The organism is Brevibacillus sp. MER 51, assembly GCF_023714195.1.
In the GTDB taxonomy this organism is placed as follows: Bacteria; Bacillota; Bacilli; order Brevibacillales; family Brevibacillaceae; genus Brevibacillus.
This window is the reverse complement of record NZ_JAMAUS010000006.1, coordinates 102,313-119,112: the sequence shown is the minus strand read 5'-3', so window position 1 is coordinate 119,112 and position 16,800 is coordinate 102,313. Positions and strand designations below refer to the sequence as shown.

General features: G+C 49.6%; 16 protein-coding genes and 2 riboswitches. Of the genes, 5 read left to right on the top strand and 11 right to left on the bottom strand.

All coding sequences use genetic code 11. The features are described from left to right. Positions 1-5: 5 nt before the first annotated feature. Positions 6-332 (top strand): ArsR/SmtB family transcription factor, encoded by a 327-nt coding sequence (locus tag M3630_RS14660; protein ID WP_005827573.1) that lies wholly within the window; start codon positions 6-8, stop codon positions 330-332. 354 nt (positions 333-686) lie between these two features. Here M3630_RS14660 and M3630_RS14655 read toward each other — a convergent pair whose 3' ends face one another. The 7 genes from M3630_RS14655 to M3630_RS14625 form a co-directional block, all read right to left on the bottom strand. Further along, positions 687-1,412 (bottom strand): nucleoside phosphorylase, encoded by a 726-nt coding sequence (locus M3630_RS14655; RefSeq protein WP_251252569.1) that lies wholly within the window; start codon positions 1,410-1,412, stop codon positions 687-689. A 1-nt stretch (position 1,413) separates the two neighbouring features. Next, the gene (locus M3630_RS14650; RefSeq protein WP_251252568.1) at positions 1,414-2,079 is read right to left on the bottom strand and encodes a sulfite oxidase-like oxidoreductase; all 666 of its coding nucleotides are present in this window, start codon (positions 2,077-2,079) and stop codon (positions 1,414-1,416) included. Between the two features lie 41 nt (positions 2,080-2,120). Continuing rightward, a complete protein-coding gene (locus M3630_RS14645) occupies positions 2,121-3,035 on the bottom strand; it encodes an ABC transporter permease (RefSeq protein WP_173610374.1) in 915 nt (304 codons plus the stop codon). Then, entirely contained in the window at positions 3,022-4,092 is a 1,071-nt protein-coding gene (locus M3630_RS14640) for an ABC transporter permease (RefSeq protein WP_251252567.1), read from the bottom strand. Before M3630_RS14640 ends, M3630_RS14645 begins: the two co-directional genes overlap by 14 nt. After that, complete coding sequence (locus tag M3630_RS14635) at positions 4,067-5,596, bottom strand: ABC transporter ATP-binding protein (RefSeq protein WP_251252566.1); 1,530 nt, start codon at positions 5,594-5,596, stop codon at positions 4,067-4,069. The genes M3630_RS14640 and M3630_RS14635 overlap by 26 nt, the downstream gene beginning before the upstream one ends. 106 nt (positions 5,597-5,702) lie before the next feature. Further along, positions 5,703-6,731, bottom strand: coding sequence for a BMP family lipoprotein (locus tag M3630_RS14630; RefSeq protein WP_251252565.1), 1,029 nt, complete (start codon positions 6,729-6,731; stop codon positions 5,703-5,705). 199 nt (positions 6,732-6,930) lie between these two features. Further along, positions 6,931-7,053: riboswitch (SAM riboswitch) on the bottom strand. Positions 7,054-7,205: 152 nt separating this feature from the next. Then, positions 7,206-8,681, bottom strand: coding sequence for a methyl-accepting chemotaxis protein (locus M3630_RS14625; RefSeq protein ID WP_173610370.1), 1,476 nt, complete (start codon positions 8,679-8,681; stop codon positions 7,206-7,208). A gap of 155 nt (positions 8,682-8,836) precedes the next feature. On the opposite strand from M3630_RS14625, the gene M3630_RS14620 reads away from it, so the two are divergent. Together M3630_RS14620 and M3630_RS14615 are read left to right on the top strand one after the other, a co-directional pair. Beyond that, on the top strand, positions 8,837-9,454 hold the full coding sequence (locus tag M3630_RS14620; RefSeq protein WP_173610369.1) for a DUF3298 and DUF4163 domain-containing protein: 618 nt from the start codon (positions 8,837-8,839) through the stop codon (positions 9,452-9,454). A 206-nt stretch (positions 9,455-9,660) separates the two neighbouring features. Next, complete coding sequence (locus M3630_RS14615) at positions 9,661-10,074, top strand: MarR family winged helix-turn-helix transcriptional regulator (RefSeq protein ID WP_232773884.1); 414 nt, start codon at positions 9,661-9,663, stop codon at positions 10,072-10,074. 50 nt (positions 10,075-10,124) lie between these two features. On the opposite strand, the gene M3630_RS14610 is transcribed toward M3630_RS14615, so the two are convergent. The 3 genes from M3630_RS14610 to M3630_RS14600 all read right to left on the bottom strand — a co-directional run bounded on the left by M3630_RS14610 (position 10,125) and on the right by M3630_RS14600 (position 12,327). Further along, positions 10,125-10,403, bottom strand: a complete 279-nt coding sequence (locus M3630_RS14610) for a hypothetical protein (protein WP_173610367.1) — start codon at positions 10,401-10,403, stop codon at positions 10,125-10,127. Then, a complete protein-coding gene (locus M3630_RS14605; protein ID WP_173610366.1) occupies positions 10,378-10,710 on the bottom strand; it encodes a hypothetical protein in 333 nt (110 codons plus the stop codon). Before M3630_RS14605 ends, M3630_RS14610 begins: the two co-directional genes overlap by 26 nt. A 183-nt stretch (positions 10,711-10,893) precedes the next feature. Beyond that, positions 10,894-12,327, bottom strand: coding sequence for an NAD(P)/FAD-dependent oxidoreductase (locus tag M3630_RS14600; protein ID WP_251252564.1), 1,434 nt, complete (start codon positions 12,325-12,327; stop codon positions 10,894-10,896). Between the two features lie 52 nt (positions 12,328-12,379). Further along, positions 12,380-12,479: riboswitch (purine riboswitch) on the bottom strand. A gap of 299 nt (positions 12,480-12,778) precedes the next feature. Here M3630_RS14600 and M3630_RS14595 point away from each other — a divergent pair. Next, complete coding sequence (locus M3630_RS14595; RefSeq protein ID WP_251252563.1) at positions 12,779-13,966, top strand: amino acid deaminase/aldolase; 1,188 nt, start codon at positions 12,779-12,781, stop codon at positions 13,964-13,966. Next, the gene (locus M3630_RS14590) at positions 13,954-15,270 is read left to right on the top strand and encodes a D-arabinono-1,4-lactone oxidase (protein WP_251252562.1); all 1,317 of its coding nucleotides are present in this window, start codon (positions 13,954-13,956) and stop codon (positions 15,268-15,270) included. Before M3630_RS14595 ends, M3630_RS14590 begins: the two co-directional genes overlap by 13 nt. Before the next feature lie 75 nt (positions 15,271-15,345). Here M3630_RS14590 and M3630_RS14585 read toward each other — a convergent pair whose 3' ends face one another. Next, positions 15,346-16,755 (bottom strand): amino acid permease, encoded by a 1,410-nt coding sequence (locus M3630_RS14585; protein WP_173610362.1) that lies wholly within the window; start codon positions 16,753-16,755, stop codon positions 15,346-15,348. Between the last annotated feature and the right edge of the window lie 45 nt (positions 16,756-16,800).

Sequence of the window (16,800 nt, the reverse complement as noted above, 5' to 3'; positions counted from 1 at the left end):
TATCATTGAATTTGGAACTACAGCAATTTAAAGCGAATTTTTTCAAGGCATTGGGTCATCCCCTGCGGATTCGGATTCTGGAGTTGCTGGCGGAAGGAGATAAGAATGTAAACGAGCTTCAGACACTCATCGGGAGTGAAGGCTCCGCTGTTTCCCAACAGCTCGCCATTTTGCGGAACAACAATATCGTGTACGGAACAAAGGACGGAAACAAAGTCACCTACTCGCTGCGTGATCCGATGATCATCGAGCTGTTGAGTGTGGCGAGACAGATTTTTAACAATCACCTGATTGATACGATCTCTATGCTGGATCGTTTTAACGAGGAATGATCACTTTGGTTTGAGTCAACATTGTGGAGGAGAAGAAAAAGCACAGTTTCTCTTCGACTCTGACACACCTGCAAGGGGGATTCACTGGCCGTCTCCACTGCAAAAAGGGGACCGTCGAGCCAAAGCCACCCTACGGGCGGAAGCTTTTCAAGGAAGAAGTGTTCGACAAGCGTGGTCCCCTTTTTGCAGTTCCGACTGGGTTGGCGTTGTCAAGGTCTACGAGCTCTGTGCTTTTTCTTCCCGCTAGCTTTGTTGGTTTATCGATGCCTTTTAAAACCTTTTAAAACCTTTTAAAACTTAACCGCTATTACAAAAAAGCCCAGGATCTCTGAAAAGTCCTGGGCTTACCTATTGTTACCGGGATACAGCAATGACTGCATCCAGTGCAATCAATGCTTCTGCTTCAATGGCTTGTGCCATCACATCGGTGTGGGGGTTATACGATTCGAGCAAGTCTGCATCTGCATATCCGTCGATTGCTAAAATAGAGCCTGCCTTCATTCCGCGAAGCGCCGCGATCACGAACAGGGCGGTGTTTTCCATTTCGACTGCCAAAACGCCAGCTTTTTGGTACAGCTTGTGGGGGAATTCCAGCACGCCACTGTAGAAGACATCGAGTGTCAGTGTGATTCCTTCGAATACCTTCAAGTCTGATGCGTTTGCTCCCGCTGCTTGTACGAGCGCGTCCACGACATGGCGATTGGCAACAGCCGGGAAGCCCGCCGGAACCAATTGACTGGTCAAGCCGTCTTGGCGAACCGCCGCGGAGCTGATAACGAGGCTGCCTGTCTCGATTTCTTTTTGGTATGACCCGGCAGTTCCTACACGAATGATGACCTGCACGCCGCCCTTCGCCAGCTCCTCGAAGCATACGGCTGCTCCCGGTGCGCCTACCCCATGGCTCACTACCGCTACCTCGACGCCTTTCCACGTACCCGCATAGCTGTGATACTCGCGGTTTTCCCCGATTTGACGCTGATTGTCGAGTTTCGATGCAATCAAGGCTGCACGTTTTGGATCACCGCATACGATGACACGCTTTGGCAGTTGTTCTGGATCTACCTTTAGATTCGTCAACATCTCAATCGAACTCCTTTTTCTCCCACTCATCCTCTGGGATCGGCAACGCTTCACCGGAGAACCGCTCTTCGCGGAACGGGTCTGCGATCAAGTGAAAACCATTTTGCTCCCAGAAGCCGGGCTTGTTTTCCGTCATAAATTCAATTCCTCTGATCCACTTCACGCTTTTCCAGAAATACAGATGAGGAACAACCAGGCGAAGCGGCCAGCCGTGCTTGTCCGTTAGTCGCTCTCCATCAAAGGAGTGAGCCAGCAGCACATCATCACGCTCCAGATCAGCGAGCGGCACATTGGCGGTATAGTCGTGATCACCATGCAGCATGACGAAGTTCGCTCGGGGAGTCACGCCAATCGCCTGTAGAAAATCACGAAAACGCACACCTGTAAACGCATTGTCAAAACGGGACCAGCGCGTCACGCAGTGAATGTCGCTCGTCACTGTCACCTGCGGCATCGCCATGATCTCTTCGTAGGTGAGCGTCACTTCCCGGTCTACCTCTCCGAAAACGCGCAGCGTCCATTCATTCATGTCATACACTGGCACGTCTCCCTCATGCAAAATGGGAAAGCGCTCTGTCAGGATTTGTCCTGGCGGAAGTCGTCTGGCGAGTCCCGGTCCCACCGGAGCGGGTACTTTCATTCTTTTGATCCGATCTGCCTTGTTCATATCGCATTTCCCCCTGTCTTTGCTGTCTATATAGCCTGTGTTTAACGGGTGCTCTGCTGATTGTCGTTACCGATCTGACTCTTGTTCTTCAAGAAGAACATCGCCGCAATTGTCAGCACGTATGGCAGCATCGCCGTAAATTGCGTCGGAAGCGAAAAGCCCTGCAAACGAATACTAAGGGCATCCATCAACCCGAACAAAAGACTCGAAGCCAAAATACCGAGTGGATGCGACTGCCCCATCATCATCGCTACCAATGCGATAAAGCCTCGACCAGCCGTCATACCTTCTGTAAACATCGTGACTTGCCCCAGTGAGAGCTGTGCCCCTGCAATCCCGCACAATGCGCCACTCATTACAATCGCCAGCACTTGAAGCGCCGTCACTTTCAGACCGAGACTACGTGCCGCAACGGGATTCAGACCAACTGCGAGGACGCGGAAGCCTGTAACCGTCCGATAAAAGAACACATACAACAGAATCGCCGCCAAAAACGCAAAGTACACGAGCGGCGAATGACCAGAGACAATGCCTCCGATGACTGGAATATCGTGAATGAACGGAATCTCGACGGTTGGCAAGCCAGCCATATCCTTATCGTAAAACGCCCCTTTGACACCGAAGATCGCCCGTAATGCAAATGTCGTCAACCCTAGCGCCAGAAAGTTAATCGCCACACCGACGACGATTTCATTCGCCCTAAGCTTGATCGTCATGTATGCGAATAAGAGTGAAAAGACAATGCTGACCAGTGCTGCAATCAAAACGGCCAGAAAGAGATTCCCGGTAAAATGATTGCCGACAATCGCAGAAAAGGCACCGACCAGTACCAATCCCTCCAAGCCAACATTAAAAATTCCAACACGTGCGCAGAGCGCTCCACCCAAAGCTGCCAACAAGATCGGCGTGACCATCCGAATGGTAGAACTGAGGAGGGACCAATCAAAGAGCTCCATGCGATTCCCCTCCTTTTGCCTTCCGCTTTTTCCACCAGTCGTAGCTGAACTTGGCGGAGATGAACAATATCAATACGGCTTGTATCACACTTGCCAGCTCCAGCGGCACATCCGTATTCCGCTCTACACCCATGGCTCCTGTCTGAAAAGCAGCAAGCAGGATCGAAGTCACAATGATGCCAAGCGGGTGCGAGTTCGCAAGCAGAGCTGCCATCAGGCCCGTCCAGGCGAAGCCCGGTACAGTCAGCGCCCCGTCCACAAAACGATAGTGCGCCCCCATTACCTCGACGGTTCCCGCCAAGCCAGCCAATCCACCACTGGCAAACATACCTGTCAGCATGACTCGAATGCGATTAATGCCTCCGTATTGAGCAAACAGCGAGTTTTGACCCAGCATCTTCACTTCATAGCCAAAAGGTGTAAAACGAAGGACCCAGAACAAGATCAGTGCCGCAACGATCGCAAACAAAAATCCTGCATGCACGCTCATCCCGGCAAACAGCTTCGGAAGCCACGCACTTTTCTCCAGCATGACAGTCTGTGCAAGTGCCGCAGAGCCCGTGCGATCCCGGAATGGCTCTGTCACGAGATAGCTCGCAAACAATACCGCGATATAGTTGAAAAGCAACGTAGAGATGAGCAATGGAATGCGAAAGCGCGCTTCCATAAAGCCTGGCAACAACGCCCAGAACCCGCCAACCGCCATTCCTGCGAAAATACCCGCCAAAATTTTGACCATTCCCGGTGCTGGCAAATAGATCGCGACTAGCGCAGCACTGACGGCACCCAGCACCATTTGCCCTTCCGCCCCCAGGTTGAATACCCCTGCCCGAAATGCAAAGGAAAGACCCAAGGCAATCAGCATGATAGGCGTGGCTCTCGCTAATGTAGACGTAAAGAAATAAAAACTGCCAAAGGCCCCTTTCCACATTTCCTGGTAGGTGCCCAAGATCGATTCGCCAACCGCAGCAATGACCAGCGCACCGGTCAACAAACCGATAACGACAGCCAAGATCGGCTGCACCAATGACTTAGATAGCTCTTTGATTGCTGCCATGAATGCTTCCTCCCGCCATGATCACGCTGATTTTTTCTTCAGTTGCCTCCAGGCGTGAAAGCTCTCCAGCGATTCGCCCTTTATACATGACCAAAATCCTGTCAGACAAGGCGAGAATTTCGGACAACTCGGAGGAGACGAGCAAGATCGCGTCCCCCTGATTGCGTTTTTCGATCAGCGCCTGATGGATGTACTCCATGGCACCGATATCCACCCCTCGTGTAGGCTCAGCCGCAATCAAAAACGGGGTTTCATGTCCCAACTCCCTTGCTACGATCAGCTTTTGCAAGTTTCCACCTGACAGATTTCCTGCCAGCTCCTGCAATTGTCGGGAGCCCGTCTTGATGGAAAACTTCTCAACCCAGCCTTTTACGACTTGGCGGAATTTCTCCCGCAAAACGACACCGCGGCGGTTGTATGCAGGCTTTCGCTGATAGCCCATCAACGCATTTTCCTCGACGCTTGAGAGTTTGGCCGCTCCCCACAGGTAGCGATCCTCCGGAATATGCGCCAAGCCGACATCCCGTATGGTGGCTACTGATTTGTTCGTCACGTCCTTGCCACCTAATCGCACCATGCCCTCCTGTGCCGCTCGCAAGCCACTGATCGCTTGCAGCAGCTCGGATTGGCCATTCCCGGAAACACCAGCGATTCCTACGATTTCTCCGTGATGTACGGTAAAGCTGACTTGATCGAGCAGTGTCTGCTTTTCTCGAACGGTGAGATTCTCCACCTGCAACAAGGGACCTTTATCCAGAGGAACTCGCTCAGCTAGCTCCTGCAATTCACGTCCAACCATCAATCTGGCTAAATCGTCCGCATTTGTCTCATTCCGCGAAACCGTTCCCGTCACTTTGCCCCCGCGCAATACCGTAATACGATCGGCTACCTCCATGACTTCCTGCAACTTATGTGTAATCAAAATGACGCTCTTGCCGCTCTCTGCCAGGTTTCGAATCGTTTGCAGCAGGTCGCGTACCTCCAGCGGGGTAAGGACAGCGGTCGGCTCGTCCAACACGATAATATCCGCTCCCTGATACAGGACCTTCAGAATTTCGACCCGTTGCTGTTCCCCAATCGAGCAATTCGCTACCTTGGTCTGCGGTTGAATCGGAATGCGATACTGCTCACTCAGCGCCCGCACCTTGTCCTCCGCGTCCTTTCTTTTGAAAAAACCCGCTTGCCTCGGCTCATATCCGATCACGATATTTTCAGCCACACTGAATTCTCCGAAGAGCATAAAGTGCTGGTGAACCATCCCGATTCCATTTCGAATCGCGTCCTCTGGTCCGCGAAAAACAACTGGCTTGCCGTTTAACACGATCTCTCCCGACGTCGGCTGCTCCATCCCGTACAGCATCCGCATCAGTGTCGTTTTGCCCGCCCCATTTTCCCCGACAATCGCGTGGACTTCTCCTGCTGCCAGTGAGAACGACACCTTGTCGTTGGCGGTAAAATCTCCGTACTTCTTGGTCATGGCCCTCATTTCCAAGCGTTCGGTCATTCCCACTCCCTCATTTCTGTACGTCCTTTTATGAAAATGGAAGACCGACTACACAGCCGTAGTCGGTCACATCCATCACTGTGCACAAGCATTTTGACGTGCGTGTTTAGAATTTATCTGGTACTTGGCGAGTTCCCGCTACGATCTCATCGCTGATCGCTTTCACTTTATCCACGACTTCTTGTCCAATAAAAGCGTTCAGCGGCGTTTTGCTTTCGTGCGTGACATAGGTTACGCCAACACCTTTTTCCTTCAAGCCGTACGCCACAACACCTGGTTTGAACGTTCCTTCTACAAAGGTCTTCACGGTTTCATAAGCTGCCGCGTCAGTCCCTTTCAATTGGGACAGAACAATATGCTCTGGGTCAATCGTGGTACGGTCAACGTCCTGACCTGCTGTGAAGAAGCCTTTTTCCTTCGCTGCTTCGAAAACGCCGAGATCGCCTACTGCTGCTGCACCGTTAATGAAGTCAGCGCCTTTGGAAGCTTGGAGCAAAGCCAACTCCTTCGCTTTTGCCGGGTCAGTGAAGCTTCCTACATAATTGACCATCAGCTCTGCTTTTGGATTCGTCGCTTTCAAGCCCTCTCCGAAGCCAACTGTCCATTTTTTCAACTGCGGAATATCAAGAGCGACAACCATACCTACTTTGTTCGTTTTCGTTGCCAAGCCTGCTGCTGCTCCCACCAGGTAAGCCGCTTCCTGCTCGCGGAAAGTAACACTGCGTACGTTTGGCAAATCTACTACGGTATCAATAATCGCAAAATTACGGTCAGGATTTTCGGTAGCTACTTTTTTCAATGCATCCTCTGATGTAAAGGAAGAAGTGATGATCAAATCATAATTTTCTGCAACAGCTACACGCAGATTTTCTTCAATCGCTCCATGGTCCGTAGATTCGATTGTTTTCACTTCTGCGCCCAGCTCTTGTGCGGCTTTCTTCGCCCCTTCATCCATTTGTTGGAAGAACGGATTTACACCGATTTTCTCGGGCAAAATCAAGGCAATTCGCTTTTTGGCCGCGCCCTCTTGTCCTGCTACTTGTCCTCCTGGCTGATCTGCAGGTGTGCTGGTTCCAGTCGAGCACCCTGTTGCCAATACTGCGAATGTCGTTAATGCCAGCAATAACTTCTTCATGATGTATCTCTCCCTATCCGAACTTTACGTTTTTCTTTATCCTATTAGGTAATGTACGGCTTTTTACCTATTTTTTCAATACTATTTACGAATATTATCTTATAAAATTAATTTATCGTTCGTTTATTCCCCCTCCCCATTTACAAATACACAAAAAAACTCTTCCCGGAGGAAGAGTTTGCGTACGTAGCCGTTCTCTTCCTCATCTGTCAAAACCATGGTACAGGTTTTGCAGGAATTGGCACCTTTCTGTTCATGCATAGACATGATCAGTGGTTGCCGGGCATCATCGGGCCAGTCCCTCCGCCGCTCTTGATAAGGTAGGTGAATATATTCAGTTACAATGGAATTCATTCTAGCAGAACGGTTCAAAAATGCAATTCTTTTTTCCTAATTCCAAACACTTCTAAAAGTGAATAAAAGTTTAAAAACTCGTCTTTTCAGCACCGATTAAATTGGCGAGAAGCACAGCCTCTAATTTACGTGAAAGGTTTGCTGGAGGCGATGCGACAACGTATTCAACTCGCCCAGCTCTTCCGTAATCTCACGCACTTTTTGATGCTGGTTTTCTGCTGTCGCAAACAGCTCTTCTAGGTTGGCTACCGATTCCTCGGTTACCGCTGTAATGGTCGACATCTCGATGGCAACTTCTCCAGAACGCACTTTTACCCGGTCCATGCTGGAGCTTACTTGATCAGCAGCTTCCAGGAAGGCCATCATCCCGGCACGCACGGCTTCGATGGAGGCCACTGTTTTTACGGCCAGCTCTTGGCCTTTTGCAACAGACACTTCCCCATTGCTCATATGCTGCACCGCATTCTCACTTTCCTGGTGGAGTGACTTGAGAATGTCGGTAATTTCCTGCGTAGCTGTCGCGCTTTGTTCTGCCAGCTTGCGTACCTCATCCGCTACAACAGCAAATCCCCGACCATGCTCGCCTGCACGCGCCGATTCAATCGCCGCATTCAGTGCCAAGAGATTCGTTTGTGTCGCGATCTGATTAATAGCGCCGACAATTTCCTCTACGCGATTCGCCTGTCGATTGAGCTGGTGAATCGTAGAGGCTGCCACATTGACTGCCTGTACAATTTGCTCCATCTGCGAGGACAGCTCGTTCATCATCTGAACACTTTCTGTCAGACGACGGTTATTTTGTTGCGATTCTGTTTTCATTGCGTTGGTCTGTGTTGTGACTGCCTCGATTTCCTGATCGATGGATTGAACCTCTTCTTCGATCTTCACCGTAGAATTCGCCTGCGATTCCATACCGACGGCGACTTCCTTGAAGGCTACCATCATTTCATCGGTATTGCGCTTCGTACCTTCCGCATGCTCATGCACATGATCGCTGGTACGATCCAGCTGCTCGGTCATTTGCTGGATGTTCAAAAGCATTTCTCCCAAACGGCGCTCCTTCTCTTCCGCTTCCTGCCTTGCGTCGTGCGCTTTTTGCAGGGAGGCTTGTCCAGCGAGACACAGATACGTGACGGCTCCCATCATCATGAGAAGCGTGACAATACGCATAAGCAAATTGAGCTCCGAAAAATCACCATCGAAGATCTGGTAGGTTCCTGTGTAGAACCCGATAACCGTGACAATGATTTGGGTAATTCCCGCTGTTACGACCAGCTTCCAATCCAAATAGGCTGCCAAAAAGCCCATGACGATAAAAGCGAGGAAGGTGATCTCCTGGTAATCGGTAAAGTGATCGAATGAAATCGCATAGAACATGAGTCCAATTGCTACCAGATAACGAATCACAAGACTATCTTTGCGAATGAAATAATACGGCGAAACAATTAAAGTGACCAGCAATCCCAAGGACGTCACTTTCCAGAAGTTCACATCCACTTGGTAGGCAATGAGTCCCGCCATCCACAAATGATTCCATAGGATGAAAATCATAAAGCCTTCTTTGTCAGTCAAGGTATTGCGAATCAATTGAATCATAATTGCCCCCCTTTTCCTTATTACTTATGTATCGGATTCTTTCCCCATTATATAGCCAAACCTTTGCCAAATTTGTGAAAAAAGTGAGAACAGCCAAAAACAATTTCGAATAGGCTATTACACAACTCACACGTACAGGAGGCAAACGGAAAAAAGTGGAACTCAATCAATTGCCAGCTACTGTGCTGACACGTACGATCAGCCGTCCGAACACCACGATTTACTATCCCCAATTGGCAGGCCTAGCCAACCAGCAAGCGGAAAAAGATATCAACCGGGCGATTTATCAAACGGTTCAAGGCTTAATTCATGAGCAACAACGGGTCCAGGTACCGGGAAATACAGAAATGCAAGGAAGCTACGAAATCAAGACAAACGAACGCGGTATTTTCAGCGTCGTGTTGAGCAACTACGCCTACACACCGCAAATGGCTCACGGCATGACCTTCCTCGGGTCGATCACCGCAGATATCCAAACAGGCAAGCTGTATACGCTGCGTGAATTATTCAAGCCAGGAAGCGATTACGTCAAGGTAATTTCCGAAAACATCAAACGTCAAATCAAAGAAAGAAACATCCCCACTCTTAATGGCTTTACTTCGATTAAGCCCGATCAAGATTATTATCTCGCCGATAAAGCACTGGTCATTTACTTCCAGTTGTACGAAATTACTCCTTACTACGTCGGTTTCCCCATGTTCCCCATTTCGGTCTATGAACTGGAGCCGATCATCAATGAAAAAGGGCCACTGAGTATCTTGTCCGCAGATTAATGCACTGTACCGCCGTATTTTCCACCCAGGCGAGCGTCTTCTTCCATGACACTCGCCTGATTCTATTTGTGTCAGAAAATCCATTATTTCGCCATCGAATAAACGTTTACTTATATGTCCGAAACTGCTAGTATGTTATTGTACATATTTACTTAAGCAATAAAGCTTACGATATATCGGACCAGCTTTCCTGGAGGTATATACTCATGCATTATTATGGTCATCGAATTAGCCAAACCGCAAGAATATTCAGTAAATCACTTAATGGGTCTATGGCTCCCATGGGATTATACAGCTCGCAATGGGGTATTATCCTTTGCTTGCATTATCGTGAATCGCTCACCCAGGTTCAATTGAGCAATTACCTGAATGTGGAAGCGCCGACGATTACCCGGACTCTCACTCGATTGGAAGAGATGGGCTGGATCATTCGCTCAGAGGGTGATGACAAGCGTGAGCGCTATGTGTCCTTGTCTCCACAAGCAATCGAACGGTTCCCGGAATGGCTGGAGGCTGCCAAAGAGCAAGAGGAACAGGCACTCCGCGGCCTTGATGAAGCAGAACTTGCTATTTTTAACCGCGTATTGAAAAAAATGAACGATAATTTGCAGCCGTCGTAACAAGTAAAAAATGACTTCGCCCAAAAGCAGTTTGGTGAAGTCATTTTTTGTTAGCCATTTTTCCTTGTGCTATCGATGATGGTGTTGAGCTCTTGCTCCAATTGAATCAGTTCAAGCTGTATCTGTTGCTTTTGCAATTGTTTTTTCTGTTGCAGCATTTGTTTTTTCAAATCATTTGATTCTTTGTCATTTGCCTCTTTCCCTGTAGAAGAAGTATCCTGGTCCGGTTCTACCTGTCCAGTCGAGCCTATAGCAGCGAGGAAGGCACCCAGAACTGCGATCCACCCGCCTACCGCTACCAGCTCATTCGCCAGATTTTTGTCGATCATCCTTCTTCCCTCCGTTTTTGCATGGCTTCTCCTGTAAATTCTTCTTTATATCTTGAACACTGTCGCGTAATTGGGCAATTTGCTCTTCAATTCGTTTGAATTGCTTATCTTCATCGTCGTCATTGCCATTCTTGTTCTTCCCATTGACTTGCTTGTTTAATTGAATGAGGGGCTGTATCAACTTTTCATTGTCGCAGGCAGGCTTTTGACTTAATCTGGTTGTTTTATCAATGGCGAGTATGACAAAACCAATGGAAATAATCCAAAGTGCAATTACAGCGGTATCGTCATCATCACAAAAAAACATAGATACCTCCCTGCCAACAAAAGGTCGTGGTTTGATTATTGGCCCTTCTATACAATACGCTTCTGCCTAATTCCTCGTGACATGTCGAGATCATTACTTTCCCGATACTGCTCCCTCATGAAAAAAGGCTCCCACCAAGCACAAGCGTGCCCGGCAAGAAGCCTATTTGATAAGATCTATTCGTTATTGCATGCGCTTCGCGATATTGCGAGCCATCCAGACCCCAGCAGCTCCGGCCTGAGCCAGACCACGCGTAATTCCTGCACCATCCCCGCCACAGAACAATCCCTTGATTTCTGTTTCGAATTCCTCAGTCAGTTTTGGACGAGCTGAGTAGAATTTCGCTTCCACTCCATAGAACAATGTGTGTTCGGAAGCAATTCCCGGCGTTACCTTGTCCAGTGCTTCCACCATCTCGATCAAACTTTTCATCGTGTTGTAAGGCAACACGAGTCCCAGGTCACCCGGTACCGCTTCCTTCAAAGTAGGCTCCAGGAAGCCTTCCTTAATACGCGACTCAGTAGAACGGCGACCACGCAAAATATCGCCGTACTTCTGCACGATGACCCCACCGCTTGACAGATCATTCGCTCGCTTGCAAATTTCTCTTGCGTACTCATTCGGCTTGTCAAACGGCTCTGTAAACGTATGTGATACCAAGAGCGCAAAGTTCGTATTCATCGAGCCCAGCGCCGGGTCTTTGTAAGAGTGCCCGTTTGCCGCCATCACTCCACTGTGGTTTTCCACGACCACGTGGCCTGATGGATTACTGCAAAACGTCCGTACACGCGTTCCGACAGATGTATTGAAAATGAATTTTCCTTCGTACAGGTGCTCATTGATTTCGCGCATGACGACATCGGACGTCTCCACACGTACGCCTACGTCGACTTGATTGTTGTACATTTTCAGGCGGCGCTTTTTCAGAATATCCGTCAACCATGCGGAGCCGTCCCGGCCTGGTCCGATTACCACGTAATCAGCTTCATACTCTTGTCCGTTTTTCAAGACGACACCTCTTACCTGATGTTCGTCTGCTTCTTTCACCGTAATGATGTCCGCGACCTCTGTCTTGAACATCATGTCGATATGCTTTTTCAAATGCTCGAAGATCGACTGGAGAATCTCCAGGTTTTGCTCCGTTCCCAAGTGACGCACCTGCGCTCGCAACAGCTTGAGTCCTGCTGCATAACCGCGCTGCTCGATGCTCTTGATCGTCTCTGTGGTCGGGTCCGTAATCGATTGGGTTGCCCCATGCTCCAAATTGATTTCATCTACGTATTTAATCAGCCCAAGTACAGTGGAAGGGCTGAGATAGTCTGTCATCCAACCGCCAAATTCGGTGGTGATGTTAAATTTCCCATCGCTATAGGCGCCTGCTCCACCAAAACCACTGGTAATCGAACAGGCCGGCAAACAGCCTGCGAAATCTTTTTTTCCTGCTGGTGGCGGGCAGAGCTTGATCTTTTCTTCCAAGATCGGACAGCGTCTGCTATAGATGTCATGCCCTTTATCAATCAACAGCACCTTGGCATTCGGTGCTTTGCGCATTACCTCGTAGCATGTAAAAATCCCTGCTGGTCCTGCTCCTACAACGATTACATCATATTTATTCATGTCGTTCCCTCCCCGAAAAAATGCAAAAAATTCCCGGCCGACGAATAGGGTATACCAAAACTGCCCTATTCGTAGCCGGGAATTTACGGTTCCCTGTAGAGACCCTCAAACCATATTTCTGAGGATATACGAATATAAATCACTATTTCATTCGTCAAGCCTGTGTTGTTCTTCACAACAATATGTATAGTAGCTTATAAGGTGAATCAAGTCAACCGAAGACAGCCCATTTATTCGTCTTTTAAAGTTATTTTTATCGTAAACATGCCTTTACAATCTGTAAACACATCAAAACACGAATATTAAAAAGCGAACATTCGTTATTTCCGTTCATGACCCTCTTTGTCAGGAAGGAATCAAACAGAAATGGATAGAATAGATAGAATTTTAAGAAATATCTACAGTTCTTCTTTTCATTCAAATCCAGTCCAAAAAAGGATGGGGCCTGTACATGCGGGATTATCGCTATTATCAGTCTGCCTTTGCCGGTGTTCCCAAGCCGTTTGCTTTCGTCGACCTAGATCTGCTGGAGGAAAATGCGGAGCAAATCAGTCTGCAAAGCAATGGAAAACCCGTTCGAATCGCGAGCAAATCGATCCGAAGCGTTGCCATTCTCAAACATGTATTGCAGTTGGACGATGGCTTTCGTGGTCTCATGTGCTATTCCGCTCCTGAGGTGCTTCACCTGTGCGAGGCAGGCTTCGATGACCTGCTGCTTGGCTATCCGCTCTGGGAAAAAAGCTGGCTTTTGTCAATCGCCTCTGAAATTAAGAACGGACGCTCCATTACATTGATGATCGACTCTCTCCCTCATGTCGAACAGCTCGAACAAATCGCCCGGGAAACGGGAACCAGACTGCCGGTCTGTCTCGATATCGACATGTCGTCTGATGTGTTGGGGCTGCATTTTGGCGTCTGGCGCTCGCCACTTCGCTCTCTCGAGGCGTCCCTCTCCCTTGCCCAGCGCGTTGCTTCCTCCGATCATCTCTACCTGGATGGTGTCATGGGGTACGAGGCTCAAATTGCTGGCGTAGGCGATCGATACCCTCGTCAATTCCTGAAAAACAGCATTATTCGTCTCCTCAAGCAATATTCCGTAAAAGAAATAGCTGCTCGACGTGCCACACTGGTGCATGCCATTCACGAGCTAGGCATTTCTCTCCGCTTCGTAAACGGTGGAGGAACGGGCAGCTTGCACTTGACCGGGAAAGAAGACGCCGTTACAGAGGTTACAGCAGGCTCCGGATTTTTTTCGCCCGGGCTTTTTGACTACTTTCAAGATTTTCGATTTCATCCTGCTGCCGGATTTGCCCTCGAGATTATCCGCAAGCCCGCAGCGCATATCTACACATGTTCCGGCGGGGGCTACATCGCTTCTGGTTCAGCTGGGCGTGACAGACTCCCCAAGCCTTACTTGCCAGCGGGAGCAAAGCTGTTTCTCAACGAAGGAGCAGGGGAAGTACAGACACCCATCCACTATCAAGGCATGGAAACGCTGGAGCTGGGAGACCCGATCTTTTTTCGCCATGCCAAAGCTGGCGAGCTCTGCGAACGTTTTACCCGGCTGTATTGCATCTCTGGCGGGAAAATCATCGAGGAAGTGACCACCTATCGGGGGGATGGATTATGCTCACTGTAAAGAAGCACGCGAATCACTGGAGCAATTGGACTGGAAATGTACAAAGCCAGCCGAAGCAAGTCGCAATGCCAGAGTCCGTAGATGAGGTCGTGCAGCTTGTCCTTGCTTGCAAGAAGGCAGGTACACGGATTCGAGTCGTCGGCTCCGGTCATTCCTTCACTCGTCTCGTCCAGACAGAAGACTGCTTGCTATCCCTGGATCATCTCCAAGGAATCGTCAGTGTAGACCCTGCCTCTGATACCGTTGAAGTCTGGGCAGGCACCAAGCTCAAGACACTCGGACAACTCCTGCATCAAGCGGGCTACTCACAAGAAAACCTCGGAGACATTAACGCCCAGTCCATTGCAGGGGCTGTCAGCACCGGAACACATGGCACAGGCATTCATTTTGGCAGCATCTCCACGCAAGTCGTCGGGCTGACAGTCGTGACCGCATCCGGGGAGGTTTTGGAAGTATCCGAGCAGGCCCGGCCCCAGCTGTTCAAAGCCATGCAAGTCTCTCTTGGTCTCTTGGGCATCATCGTGCGCGTCAAGCTTCGTGTCCTCCCAGCCTATCGCCTGCGCTACCAAAGCCGTCGCATGCCTCTCGAGGAGTGCCTGTCCTCTCTGGAGACGTTCAAAACCGAGCATCGGCATTTCGAATTTTTTATCTTCCCGTATTCGGACACCGTTCAGGTGAAATTTATGAACGAGACCAGCGATCCCCCTAGCGGCAATCAGCGATGGAGCTATTTGAAAAAAATGGTGGTGGAAAATGGGCTGTTTTGGCTCTTGTCCGAGAGCTGCCGATTGCGTCCTTCTCTCACCAAAAGCGTCAGCAGGCTGTCCGCCCAAAGCGTTCCCTCTGTCCATGAAAGCGGCTACAGCCATCAGCTTTTCGCCACCCCTCGCCTTGTGCGTTTTTACGAAATGGAATACTGCTTTCCTGCCGAGCATATGGGTGATGCCATACGGGAGCTCCGTCAGGCGATTGAGCAAGAGCGCTTTGCCGTTCATTTTCCGCTTGAATGCCGGTACGTGAAAAAGGACGACATCTGGCTCAGTCCCGCCTATGAGCGTGATAGTGCCTTCATTGCCGTCCACATGTACAAGGGAATGCCGTACGAAGCGTATTTTGCCCGGATGGAGAAAATTTTCGCCCGATATGGCGGACGTCCACACTGGGGGAAAATGCACAGCATGACCGCCGAGAGGCTTCATCAAGTCTACCCCCGCTTGCCCGATTTCCTCGCCATTCGCTCTGAGCTCGACCCTGACGGCTTGTTCGTGAACCCGTATTTAGCCGAGTTATTCGGCATTTCTTGAAAACAAACCTCCCACTACAAAAATGCCCCGACCATATCATCATGGCAGGGGCATTTTTCTATGGTGCAGCACGTCTTAACCTTGCGTTGGGAGATTCGGTTTATGCGCCTTTTTGCGTCCATAGCGCACATAATAGAAGGTATAGAACAGCACGAGCGCACCAATTCCGTAGAAGAGGCCAATTCGCTGTGTCGGGTCAAACGCCGGGAAGATAAGAATGAATGTGCAAATAGCCAGACACAGGAGCGGCATCACTGGGTAAAACGGTGCTACAAACTGTAAATCTTCTATTTTTCCACCCTCACGCAAGTATTGACGGCGGAAGTTGAATTGAGAGAGAGCAATCCCCATCCACGTGAAGGTGACCGCAATACCGGATACAGACATGAGCAGCACGTATACCGTATCCGCTGCAACCACGCTGGTTAACAAGGACAGAAGCGAGAACGCCAGCGTTGCCAAGAGTGCGTTCAAGGGCACTTTACGCTTGGTCAATTTGCCAAAAACGGGATGCGCCATATTGCTATGGGAAAGGGACCACAACAAGCGAGTGGCTGCGTACAAGCATGAGTTCCCGACAGACAACAAAGCCGTCAAGATGACGAAGTTCATGATATCTGCTGCAAAAGGAATCCCCACTGCATCAAATACCGTCACAAACGGGCTTTCCAAGAGCCCCAGCTCACTTGATGGAAAGAGGGCGGACAAGATCGTGACCGACGCCACATAGAACACGAGAATACGAAACACAACGTTGCGAATCGCCCGCGGAATGGTCTTTTGCGGGTCTTCTGCTTCCCCGGCTGCGATTCCGATCAACTCAGAGCCTTGATAAGAGAATACGACGTTCATCATCGTCACAAAGACAATCGCAATGCCAAACGGGAATAGTCCCCCATCTGCTGAAAAGTTGGAGAGAAACGGAGCGGGTCGTCCTTCCATACTGACAATACCGAATATAGCACCTAGTCCGACAATAATAAACATAAGGACAGCCAACACTTTAATTCCGGCAAACCAGTACTCCGTTTCGGCAAACCCTTTTGTCGTCAACGCATTAAAGGCAAAGAGCAAAACGATAAAGAGCGCGCACCAAATCCAAATCGGCGTATCCGGGAACCACCGTTGCATGACCATGCCCGCGGCAGTAAACTCTACCCCGGCCGTTGTAGCAGACCCTAGCCAATACATCCATCCCAGTGTAAACCCGCTCGCCGGACCAATATACTGGCTGGCGTAGGCTTGGAAAGAGCCTGTTACTGGCATTTTTACAGAAAGCTCACCCAGGCATGTCATGACCAAGTACAACAAAATCCCGCCGATGATATAGGCGACAAGTGCTCCGCCAGGTCCAGCCTGATTGATCGTGAAACCAGCGTTGAGGAAGAGCCCTGTCCCGATGACACCGCCTAACGACAGCATAAACAAGTGGCGACTTTTCATGGAGCGTTGTAGCTGTGTGTCTCTTTCATTCCCAGTGTTCATAAGATTCCTCTCTTTCACCTGCTTTTTAAGAGGTCTATCAGGGGG